Consider the following 9,420-nt stretch of genomic DNA (forward strand, 5'->3'; position numbering starts at 1 on the left):
GCTTTCGGCGGGTTAGTTCCGTAATGGGGCTTCGTGGGGCGCTGCATCGCTCACGCAGCGCGCCGCCGGTTGGCTTGCGCGACGGTCGACCAGGCGTCCCCGATCAGTGCGGGATCATTGGCTGCGAGCAGGCGGCTGTCGGAGAGCATCTGGCGCCACCGTCGCGCCCCGCCCTGGCCGTTGAACAAACCCAGCATGTGCCGCACGATCGCCCGCAAAGGCACGCCGCGGGCGACCTGCTCACCGGCGTAGGCGGTCATCGCGGCGATGACCGCCTCATCGTCGGGTATGGGGGTCTCAGGCCAGAGTTCCTGCGAGATTTCCGACAGCACGCGGGGGCGCTGGTAGGCCTCCCGGCCCAGCATGACGCCATCGAGCTCGCCGCCGCCGTGCCCGATGTGCGAGAGGGCGGACCCGGCTTCGACCAGGCCGCCGTTGAGCACGAAGGATGCTTGCGGAAAGTCCCGCTTGAGCTGGCGGGCCACGTGATAGCGCAGCGGCGGGATTTCTCGGTTTTCTTTCGGGGAGAGCCCTTTCAGGACGGCGTTGCGGGCGTGCACGATGAACACTTCGCAGCCCGCCGCGTGCACCGTTCCCACGAAGTCGCGCACGAATTCGTAGGACTCGTCGTAGTCCAATCCGATCCGGTGTTTGACCGTGACAGGGATGTCGACGGCATCGCGCATGGCCTTGACGCAATCGGCCACCAGGGCCGGCTCGGACATCAGGCAGGCGCCAAAGGCCCCTTTTTGCACCCGGTCCGAAGGGCAGCCGCAGTTCAGGTTGATCTCGTCATAGCCCCAATCCCGCCCGGCTTTGGCGGCACGGGCGAGGGCATGCGGCTCGTTGCCGCCCAATTGCAGCGCAACCGGATGTTCGGCCGGATCGAAATCCAAGTGCCGGGCCGCGTCGCCGTACAAAATGGCGCCGGTGGCGATCATCTCGGTATAGAGGCGCGCCCGCGGCGCGAGAAGTCGATGGAAGAACCGGCAATGACGGTCCGTCCAGTCGATCATGGGGGCTACGCACAGCGCCCAGCCGGCAGGTCGTTGGTGGGAAAGCATAAGGGGAAATGATAACCCGCCGGCGCAGGGGCTCCCGCGTGTGCGGGGGGCCAGGCGCCACAATCGGGCAATCGCCGGCCGTGCCATCGGGGCTCCCGCGTGTGCGGTGGGCCAGGACGCGATATCATCTCGTCACCTTTCACCTGGAGCCCTCCCCATGCGCACCTCCTTCCTCGCCGCTTCGCTCCTGTTGCTCGCCGGCATGGGTGCGGCCCAGGCCGACAACCTGAGTTTTCTGAACGAATCCATTCTCCTGCACATTCCCAAGGCGCAGGTGTCGAATTTCTCGAACGAAGTCGGGCGTGTGCTCAACGAGGTCGCAGACGGCCAGCGCGCCACGTGGGCCAGCACCCCGGTGCGCCAGGTGCCTCCGGTCACGGTTTCCTTTGCGCCCCGCAACACCGTGCAAACCGCCAAGGGCCAGACCTGCCGCTTCCTGGCCGCGGACGTCACCCAGGGCAAGTCGAGGGAAAACTGGGGCTTCTGGTTCTGCAAGCAGGACGACGGTACTTGGAAGGCGAGCGCCCGGTGAGTCCTGCTCAGGGCGGCAGGATCTTGCCCGGGTTCATCAGGCCTTCGGGATCGAGCGCGCGCTTGATCCGATGCATCAGGTCGAGTTCAAGCGCGCTCTTGTAGCGCGCCATTTCTTCGCGCTTGAGCTGGCCGATGCCATGCTCGGCGCTGATGGAGCCGCCGTGGGCATGGACGCTGTCATGCACCAAGCGGTAGACCTCGTCTTGCCGGGCCAGGAAGTCGGCCTCGGGAATTTCTGGCGGGCGGCTGACGTTGTAGTGCAGGTTGCCGTCGCCGAGATGGCCGAACGTGATGTGGCGCACACCCGGAACCGCGGCCTGGAGCATGGCGTCGGTGGCGGCCACGAAGGCGGCGATGCGGGAAGTGGGCACGGAAATATCGTGCTTGATGTTCTTGCCTTCCCACGCCTGGGCGGCTGAAATGTTCTCGCGCAGTAGCCACAGCGCCCGGCTCTGCGCAATGCTGGAGGCCACCACAGCGTCTTCCACGGTGCCTTGTTCCACCGCGGCCTGCAGTACCTCTTGGAAGCGAGCCTGTGCGTGCTCCTCGCTCTCGCTGTCGGAAACTTCCAGCAACGCGTACCAAGGGGCCGCCGGAAGCGGCAGCTTCTGGTCGGGAAATGCCCGGGTGACGACTTCGAGACTGGCATATGACATGACCTCGAACCCCGTCAAGTCCGCCCCCAGGCCCGCGCGCGCCTGATTGAGCAAGGCCACGGCGGCCTCCAGCGACGGCAGGCTGACCATCGCCGTGCATTGGGCTTTCGGCAGGGGAAAGAGTCTCAACGTGGCGGCGGTGATGATGCCGAGCGTCCCTTCGCTGCCGATGTAGAGGTTGCGCAGGTCGTAGCCGGTGTTGTCCTTGCGCAGGCCGCGCAATCCATCCCAGACTTCGCCTTCGGCCGTGACCACCTCGAGCCCCAGTGCCAGTTCCCGGGCGTTGCCGTAGCGAAGCACCTGGGTGCCGCCGGCGTTGGTGGCGAGGTTGCCGCCCACCGTGCAGCTGCCCTCGGAGGCGAGGCTGAGCGGGAAGAGCCGCCCCGCCTGACGCGCCCAATCCTGTACCGTTTGCAGGACGCAGCCCGCCTCCACGGTGATGGTGTCGTTGTCGGTATCGATGGCGCGCAGGCGGTCCAGGCGCCGGGTCGATATGACGACGGCACGGCCGCTGCCGTCAGGCGTTGCACCACCGGCCAGGCCGGTGTTGCCGCCCTGGGGCACGATGGGCGCGCCATACCGGCGGCAGAGCTTGACGACTTGGGCGACTTCGTGCGTGTTGGCCGGCCGCGTGACGGCATAGGCCGAGCCGGTATAGCGCCCGCGCCAGTCGGTGAGGTAGGGTGCGGCGTCGGCGCCGGTAAGCACCTGTTCGGCGCCCAACGCGCTCTTGAGCTCGGTCAGCAAATCCATGCATCCTCCATTGGCGCCCGGCCGGGCGAAACACGGGACATGGCGCGGCCCTCAACGCGGAGGGCCGGCGGCTGCCTTTTGGGCTGCCTTGGCGGCTCGCTTCGCCGGTCGCACGTACAAGATCGCACACCAGAAAAAAATCGTCGTCAGTACAACCTCGGCCCACGCCACCTGCGCAGAAAAGCCGGGGTCGCTCGTGGCCCTGACCACGCCTTCCATGAAGTAGACCAGGATCAGCATGGAGGCCCATTGATAGGTATATAGGCTACCCCGCAGTATGCCTCGCAAGGGCAGCAGGAGCGGAACGGCCTTGAGGACCAGCATCGATCCTCCCGGCCTCAGCGGGGCCAGCACCGTTTCCCAGACGATGCACAGTACGATGAGGGCGATGAGCGAGGCCGATGCGGCGAGCCGCAGCCGGCGGCTCAGGATGACGGGCGCGGCCTTCATCGCGCGCGGGCCTGCCGGCCGGCGTGAAGTTCCAGGGCGGTGCGGGCGAGGCGGGCGCCCAGCGCTTCGGCCAGCTGGAGCTCATCCCGGTGGAAAGGCTGGCGGTTGTCCACGCCCGCGACGTGTGAGGCGCCATAGGGCGTGCCGCCTTGCCGGGTGCTCATCAGGGCGCTTTCGGTGAAGGGCAAGCCAACCAACAGCATCCCGTGGTGGAGCAAGGGCAGCATCATGCTCAGCAAAGTGCTTTCCTGGCCCCCGTGCATCGAGCCCGTGGACGTGAAGACGGCCGCCGGCTTGCCCGCCAGGCTTCCGGCCAGCCATTGCTCAATGGTATGGTCGATGAAATACTTCATCGGCGCCGCCATGTTGCCGAAACGGGTGGGAGATCCGAGCGCAAGCCCGGCGCATTCCTCGAGGTCGGAGGCTTCCACGTACGGCGGGCCGCTGTCGGGAATGGCCGGCGCCGTGGCTTCGCATACGGTCGAGACGGGCGGAACGGTGCGCAAGCGGGCATGTGCGCCGGGCGTTCGCTCCACGCCCAGCGCAATGTGCTCGGCCAGTTGACGGGTCGAGCCGTGCCGGCTGTAGTACAAGATCAGGATGTCCATAGGCCGCTATTATCTCCCCTCATGGTCCAGAACGCTTCCGAAATGTCCAACGTTTCCGCGGCCACGCCCGCCCTTTCCGGTCCCGACGCCGCGGAGCGTCCGGAATCCCGCACCGCCGCGTTGCGCCGCCGCCTCCTGGCCCGGGAGTCTTGGCTGGCGCGGCTGGGGCGCTTGCTCCGGTTTGCGATGCAGCGGGCGGCAGAGGAGCGCATTGCACAGGTAGCCTCCAGCCTGACCTTCACCTCGGTATTGTCCATGGTGCCCCTGCTTGCCGTGGCGTTGGCGCTGTTCACCGCGTTTCCGCTGTTCCGTGAGTTCCAAGGAGCCTTGGAAGGGTTTCTAGTCGGCAACCTTATGCCCCCCGCAGTGGCCGACAACATCATGGACTACCTCAACGACTTTGCCCAGAAAGCGAGTAAGTTGACGGCAGTCGGGGGCATATTCCTGATGTTCACTGCCGTCTCGCTGATGCTGACCATCGACAAGGCGCTCAACGAGATCTGGCACGTGCGCAAGCGCCGCCCCTTGCCGCAGCGCGTGTTGATCTACTGGGCGACCCTGACGCTCGGCCCCGTGCTGATCGGTGCCAGCCTCTGGGCCACTTCATTCCTCGTGCGCGAGTCCATGGGGCTGGTGGGAGACGTGCCCGCGCCCATCGGCGTCCTCGTCTCGTTCATCCCCCTGATCCTGACCGGCTTTGCATTCGCGGCCCTGTTCATGGTCGTGCCCAATCGGCATGTCGAGGCGCGCGACGCGCTGACGGGGGGCTTTGCGGCGGCCATCGTGCTCGAAATCATGAAATCGGGCTTTGCGTTCTACCTTTCACGTTTTCCGACCTACACCATTGTGTACGGCGCCTTCGCGACGCTGCCCATCTTCCTGTTGTGGGTGTACCTTTCCTGGCTCGTGACGCTCTTCGGCGCGACGCTGGCCGCCAGCCTGCCCCTGATTCGCATGGGCCGCTGGGAGACGGCGCGGCACCCTGGGGCGGCTTTCGTGGATGCGCTGTCGATCTTGCGGGCCCTGGCCGTTGCGCGCGACCGCAATCCGCCCGGCCTGAGCACGATCGCGCTGCGCGCCCGCCTCAACCTTCACCATGACGAATTGATGGTCGTGCTCGATACCCTCGCCAGCATCGGGTACATCGCCCGGATCGGTGATGCCGGCAGCGCGCGCGAACGGTGGGCGATGGTGTGCGATCCCACCGTCGCCACGCTCGAGCCCGTGGTGGAGAAACTCCTGCTCGATCGCAAGCCCCTGGCTGGCGACCCTGCGCTGCTGCGCGCGGTGAATGCCGCGTGGGAGGAGGGTTCGATAACCATCGCCGAGGCCCTTGCGCAGCGGCCGGAAGACATCGAGGAAGAGCGCGAGCTCGATCGGGAGCTGGAACGGAAATTGGAAGCGGCGACAGATCCGGCAGAAACCGGCCAAGACGCCGCCGAAGCCGTGCATGACGAGCGCCTGCGCCGCGCGCGCGCATCCTGAGGCTAGAGGCCGGGCATTGCGCCCGGCAAGCTTACGGCACCCCTAGTTCAGCCGCCAATACACCCCACCCATGCCGCAGCGCATCGGCGCGGAAGGAACATAAAACACCGTCTCCGCGCGCGTATTGCCGCATACGCTCGCCGCGCCCATCGCCGCCACCCAGGCCAGCAATTCGCCCGCGCCGCCGTCGCCGCCGGTCAGCAGCTTTTCGAAGGTGAGCTCGCGCTTGACGCGTTCGGCGTCCCCCGATTCCATGAGCTCCAGGAACCAGCGGTCGAACGCCTCGTGCACGGTGAAATAGTCCTTGCCGCCTGGGTCGTGCGACAGGCCGCCCGTGCCCATGATCACGACGCGCTCGTCGGAGGGGAATTGCTGCACGATACGCGCAAGGCTTTCCCCCACTGCATAGCAGTGCGACGCCGTCGGGACGGGAGGCACGATGCAGTTCATGTGTATGGGAACGAAGCGCACGTCGTAGCGCGGGAATAGGAACTTGAGCGGCACCGACCAGTTGTCGTCGAACAGCAGTTTTTCCGCGAAGGCGTGATTGAAGCCGGCCTTGGCCGATTCACGCACCAGCGCCCGGCCGAGCTCTCGATGGCCCGCTACCTTGTAATCGGGAATGTTGAGCCAGTCGCGGAACCACGGCGCTGGGCCCTCCCATTCGTCTCCGATGCCGACGCAGAAGTCCGGGATGTTGTCGAGCGAGAAATTGAGCAGGTGATCATTGGCGATGCCAATCACCACGTCCGGCTCGACCTCTTCCATGAGCTGGTGGAATTTCGCATAGCCGGCCAGCACGCCTTCCTGCTCGTGCTGCGGCGCCTTGTCTATCCAACCGGTGACGCCTGGAGCGTGGGCCACGCCCAGGGCTGCTACGATTTTTGCCATACGAATCTCCGCGTTCAGTTCTTGGTCGCGATACCCATTTTCTCGGCGTACAGGCGAGCCGCTTCGCTATCGTTGTGATTGCGCGCGGCGCCCTTGAAGAGCCGCGACACCTGGGGCAGGAAATAAGGATGGACGCCCAGCTTGCCGAGCGCCTCGATGTCCATGGCTCGCCAGGCGCGTTTTTCCTCCTCGCTCAGGCCGTAAGCCGTCATGGTGGCTTCGAGGTCTTCCTTGAAGGCACGGTATTTCTGCTCGTCGCGCCGCAGTTCGAACACCATGCGGTTGGAGGGCAGAGTCTTGTCGGTGTCTCGGATTCCCATGCTGACTCCTTGGTTCGATGAAAACGATGGGTCGGTCAACGTGCCGCGGCAGGCAATGCCGGTTTTCCTTCCCTGTCCCGGCTCCTGCGGAGGTGATGGCCGGCGAGCCCGGACGGCGCGGGAATGCCGCGACAGTGGGCTGCTCTCAAGCCTTGTCCCAGATTTGACGCAGCGTCGTACTCGGACACACGTCGCCGAACAGGAAGCGGACGTTGGCCAGTGTCGCCGCGTGTTCGGCAGGGCTGTGGGAGGCGACGGCGTCTTCGGCGACCACGCAGTAATAGCCTAAGGTATGGGCGGCACGCAGCGTCGTTTCGACGCATATGTGCGTTTGCACGCCCGTGAAGACAATAGTCCGTATGCCGCGCGCTTGCAGCGTTTCATGCAAGCCTGTCCCGTGAAAGCCGCTGTACGTATGTTTGGTGAATACCGGTTCGTGGGGCTGCGGCGCCACGCCGAACCAGTCGCTTCCCCACGTGCCCGGGACGCAGCAGTCGCTCGTGATACCTCGGGCTTGCAGCTTGACTTGCATCGGGGGCGGGATCCGATGCCGCGTGTAGTCCGCGCGTACCCAGAAGACCGGGACGTCCGCCGCCCGCGCGGAGGCCGCCAGCGCGGCGATGGCGTCGACGATGGCCGCTGCCGAGGAGACGTCTTTGCCCATGATGGTGTCGATATATCCGCCGGGCGCGCAAAAGTCATTCTGCATGTCGATGACCAGCAAGGCAGACGACTCCGGGGACAGCCGCTCTTCCAGCGATACCGGCAGGGTTCCGCTTGCCGCGGCTGTCGCGGCAGATATGCCGGACTGGGGATGTTGCAACATGTGGGCGCTGCCTCCTATTGGGGGGTAGGTTCCGACGACCATGGCGCCGGTGTGGGATTGTGAATAATCGATTCTAGAAACTGTAAACGATTTTTTTATGAGAGTGGAGTGGGAAGATTGCGTCGCGTCCATGGCGTCGGCCGGATTGCCGCGGATCGGTTACTTTGCGCGGCGTCGCGGGAGCGCGGTGGCAGAATCGATGGGGGCTGCGTGCTACGATTCGCCGAGCGACGCGGCCATGCCGTTCGTCTGAAAGGAGAATGATGAAATCCGTCGTTTCTGCCGAGCCTCCGACTGCCGAGGCGGGCCAGAACTTCGCCAGTGTGATCGCAACGCGCCTGCGCAATGACATTGCTTCGGGGCGGCGTCCGCCGGGCACGAAGCTGTCCATCGAGGTGCTCAAGGGGGAGTTCGGCGTCAGCTTGTCTCCCCTGCGCGAAGCGCTGGCGCGCTTGGCCACGGAAGGCTTTGTCGTCAATGAGGACAAAAAAGGCTTCCGGGTGGCCCCGGTGTCGCGTGAAAACCTCGCGGAAGTGGCGAAACTGCAGGCCACCCTCGAACCGATGGCCTTGCGCGAATCCATCCGGCATGGCGACAACGCCTGGGAAGAAAGCGTCGTCCTGACCCACCACCGGCTCATGCGTTACGAGCGGCCGGAGCGGAAAGAAGGGCGGGACGTGGATGAGTGGGAAGCACACCATCGCGGCTTCCATCTCGCGCTCATCTCTGCGTGCCGCATGCCAATGGTGCTCAGCATTTGCGAGTCGCTGCAGTATTTCAGCGCGCGCTATCGGCGGCTCTTCCTTGCGTACCAGCCATTCGATCGCGACGTCCGGGGCGAGCACCAGGCGCTCGTGGAAGCCGTGCTCGACCGCAGCGAAGATGACGCGGCCGAGCTGCTCTGCACCCATATCGAGCGAACGGCGCGCAACATCATGGACGCACTCGACGCCGGGGCGGTCGCGGCCGCCGCCGTGCCGAGTTGAAGCACGCTGTCAGGCGCGCTAGCATAGGGAAATCGCCAGGCACGAGCCGATAAATATTCACCAACCGTTTCACGCCAGCGCCGGCGTCGTGCCGAGGAGGCAGTCATGATCAAAGTCAGTGAAATCCTGCGCGTCAAAGGCGATGCGCTTTACACGGCCAGCCCGGATACTCCCGTCGCCCAGGTCGTCGATACCATGGCGCTGCAGGACATCGGTTCTCTCGTCATCATGGAATTCGGCGAGTTGGTGGGCATGCTGACGTTCCGCGAAATCATTCGCCACCTGCATGCCAACGGCGGCTCGCTGGGCACGACCACCATTCGCTCCATCATGGACGACGCGCCGGTCACGGTGTCGCCCAACACCGAAGTCAATGAGGTGCGTCGCTTGATGCTCGACAAGCACGCCCGGTACATCCCCGTCATGGACGGGCGCATGTTGCTGGGGGTCATCTCCTTCTACGACGTGGCCAAGGCCGTATTGGAAGCCCAAAGCTTCGAAAACCGCATGCTCAAGGCTTATATCCGCGACTGGCCGGGCGAGCAGCGGGAAGCCGAAAGCCAGCTCTGAAGTGCCGACGGGGGCTGGATGCACCGGATCGGTGATCCGGTGCGATAATCACGGGTCACGCGCGTCCGCGTCCCTTTCGGAGCCAGATTCCCCATGCCAGGCAGCACCCTCGGAGAACTCTTTCGCGTCACCAATTTCGGCGAGTCGCACGGGCCCGCGGTCGGCTGTGTGATCGACGGCTGCCCGCCGGGGTTGGAGCTCACCGAGGCGGACATCCAGGTCGAGCTCGACCGGCGGCGTCCCGGCACCTCGCGCCACGTGACGCAGCGGCAGGAAC

12 protein-coding genes are annotated in these 9,420 nt (G+C 65.3%); 5 read left to right on the forward strand and 7 right to left on the reverse strand.

Annotated elements, in window-relative coordinates:
• Positions 1-50: 50 nt before the first annotated feature.
• Positions 51-1,064, reverse strand: coding sequence for a tRNA dihydrouridine(20/20a) synthase DusA (gene dusA, locus IRZ12_RS00230; protein WP_296462752.1), 1,014 nt, complete (start codon positions 1,062-1,064; stop codon positions 51-53).
• Positions 1,065-1,221: 157 nt separating this feature from the next.
• Between dusA and IRZ12_RS00235 the strand changes: the two genes are divergently transcribed.
• Complete coding sequence (locus IRZ12_RS00235) at positions 1,222-1,596, forward strand: hypothetical protein (RefSeq protein WP_296462758.1); 375 nt, start codon at positions 1,222-1,224, stop codon at positions 1,594-1,596.
• 7 nt (positions 1,597-1,603) lie between these two features.
• On the opposite strand, the gene IRZ12_RS00240 is transcribed toward IRZ12_RS00235, so the two are convergent.
• From IRZ12_RS00240 to wrbA, 3 genes are read right to left on the reverse strand one after another with little or no spacing between them, the layout of a single operon-like run.
• Entirely contained in the window at positions 1,604-3,007 is a 1,404-nt protein-coding gene (locus tag IRZ12_RS00240) for an FAD-binding oxidoreductase (protein WP_296462761.1), read from the reverse strand.
• A 51-nt stretch (positions 3,008-3,058) separates the two neighbouring features.
• Positions 3,059-3,457, reverse strand: a complete 399-nt coding sequence (locus IRZ12_RS00245) for a DUF2069 domain-containing protein (RefSeq protein ID WP_296462764.1) — start codon at positions 3,455-3,457, stop codon at positions 3,059-3,061.
• Complete coding sequence (wrbA, locus tag IRZ12_RS00250; protein WP_296462767.1) at positions 3,454-4,065, reverse strand: NAD(P)H:quinone oxidoreductase; 612 nt, start codon at positions 4,063-4,065, stop codon at positions 3,454-3,456. Before wrbA ends, IRZ12_RS00245 begins: the two co-directional genes overlap by 4 nt.
• Positions 4,066-4,107: 42 nt before the next feature.
• On the opposite strand from wrbA, the gene IRZ12_RS00255 reads away from it, so the two are divergent.
• Positions 4,108-5,550, forward strand: a complete 1,443-nt coding sequence (locus IRZ12_RS00255) for a YihY family inner membrane protein (RefSeq protein WP_296462769.1) — start codon at positions 4,108-4,110, stop codon at positions 5,548-5,550.
• A gap of 42 nt (positions 5,551-5,592) precedes the next feature.
• On the opposite strand, the gene IRZ12_RS00260 is transcribed toward IRZ12_RS00255, so the two are convergent.
• The 3 genes from IRZ12_RS00260 to IRZ12_RS00270 all read right to left on the reverse strand — a co-directional run bounded on the left by IRZ12_RS00260 (position 5,593) and on the right by IRZ12_RS00270 (position 7,587).
• Positions 5,593-6,441: a hypothetical protein gene (locus IRZ12_RS00260; RefSeq protein ID WP_296462771.1), complete on the reverse strand. Its 849-nt coding sequence runs from the start codon at positions 6,439-6,441 to the stop codon at positions 5,593-5,595.
• Between the two features lie 14 nt (positions 6,442-6,455).
• Complete coding sequence (locus IRZ12_RS00265) at positions 6,456-6,761, reverse strand: hypothetical protein (protein WP_296462773.1); 306 nt, start codon at positions 6,759-6,761, stop codon at positions 6,456-6,458.
• 145 nt (positions 6,762-6,906) lie between these two features.
• Positions 6,907-7,587: a cysteine hydrolase family protein gene (locus IRZ12_RS00270; protein ID WP_296462776.1), complete on the reverse strand. Its 681-nt coding sequence runs from the start codon at positions 7,585-7,587 to the stop codon at positions 6,907-6,909.
• 260 nt (positions 7,588-7,847) lie between these two features.
• Here IRZ12_RS00270 and IRZ12_RS00275 point away from each other — a divergent pair, with 260 nt between their 5' ends.
• The 3 genes from IRZ12_RS00275 to IRZ12_RS00285 form a co-directional block, all read left to right on the forward strand.
• On the forward strand, positions 7,848-8,573 hold the full coding sequence (locus IRZ12_RS00275) for a GntR family transcriptional regulator (protein WP_296462779.1): 726 nt from the start codon (positions 7,848-7,850) through the stop codon (positions 8,571-8,573).
• Positions 8,574-8,678: 105 nt separating this feature from the next.
• Positions 8,679-9,143, forward strand: coding sequence for a CBS domain-containing protein (locus tag IRZ12_RS00280; protein WP_296462781.1), 465 nt, complete (start codon positions 8,679-8,681; stop codon positions 9,141-9,143).
• Between the two features lie 93 nt (positions 9,144-9,236).
• The coding region (locus IRZ12_RS00285) for a chorismate synthase (protein WP_296462784.1) at positions 9,237-9,420 on the forward strand (184 nt) is incomplete at its 3' end.

The organism is Pigmentiphaga sp. (assembly GCF_019689535.1).
GTDB lineage: Bacteria > Pseudomonadota > Gammaproteobacteria > Burkholderiales > Burkholderiaceae_B > Pigmentiphaga.

Bases quoted from the DNA above. Each gene is read 5' to 3' on its own strand.
- IRZ12_RS00245 (WP_296462764.1), bottom strand. From the start codon at position 3,457: ATGAAGGCCGCGCCCGTCATCCTGAGCCGCCGGCTGCGGCTCGCCGCA.
- IRZ12_RS00240 (WP_296462761.1), bottom strand. From the start codon at position 3,007: ATGGATTTGCTGACCGAGCTCAAGAGCGCGTTGGGCGCCGAACAGGTG.
- IRZ12_RS00265 (WP_296462773.1), bottom strand. From the start codon at position 6,761: ATGGGAATCCGAGACACCGACAAGACTCTGCCCTCCAACCGCATGGTG.
- wrbA (WP_296462767.1), bottom strand. From the start codon at position 4,065: ATGGACATCCTGATCTTGTACTACAGCCGGCACGGCTCGACCCGTCAA.
- dusA (WP_296462752.1), bottom strand. From the start codon at position 1,064: ATGCTTTCCCACCAACGACCTGCCGGCTGGGCGCTGTGCGTAGCCCCC.
- IRZ12_RS00280 (WP_296462781.1), top strand. From the start codon at position 8,679: ATGATCAAAGTCAGTGAAATCCTGCGCGTCAAAGGCGATGCGCTTTAC.
- IRZ12_RS00270 (WP_296462776.1), bottom strand. From the start codon at position 7,587: ATGTTGCAACATCCCCAGTCCGGCATATCTGCCGCGACAGCCGCGGCA.
- IRZ12_RS00235 (WP_296462758.1), top strand. From the start codon at position 1,222: ATGCGCACCTCCTTCCTCGCCGCTTCGCTCCTGTTGCTCGCCGGCATG.
- IRZ12_RS00255 (WP_296462769.1), top strand. From the start codon at position 4,108: ATGTCCAACGTTTCCGCGGCCACGCCCGCCCTTTCCGGTCCCGACGCC.
- IRZ12_RS00275 (WP_296462779.1), top strand. From the start codon at position 7,848: ATGATGAAATCCGTCGTTTCTGCCGAGCCTCCGACTGCCGAGGCGGGC.
- IRZ12_RS00260 (WP_296462771.1), bottom strand. From the start codon at position 6,441: ATGGCAAAAATCGTAGCAGCCCTGGGCGTGGCCCACGCTCCAGGCGTC.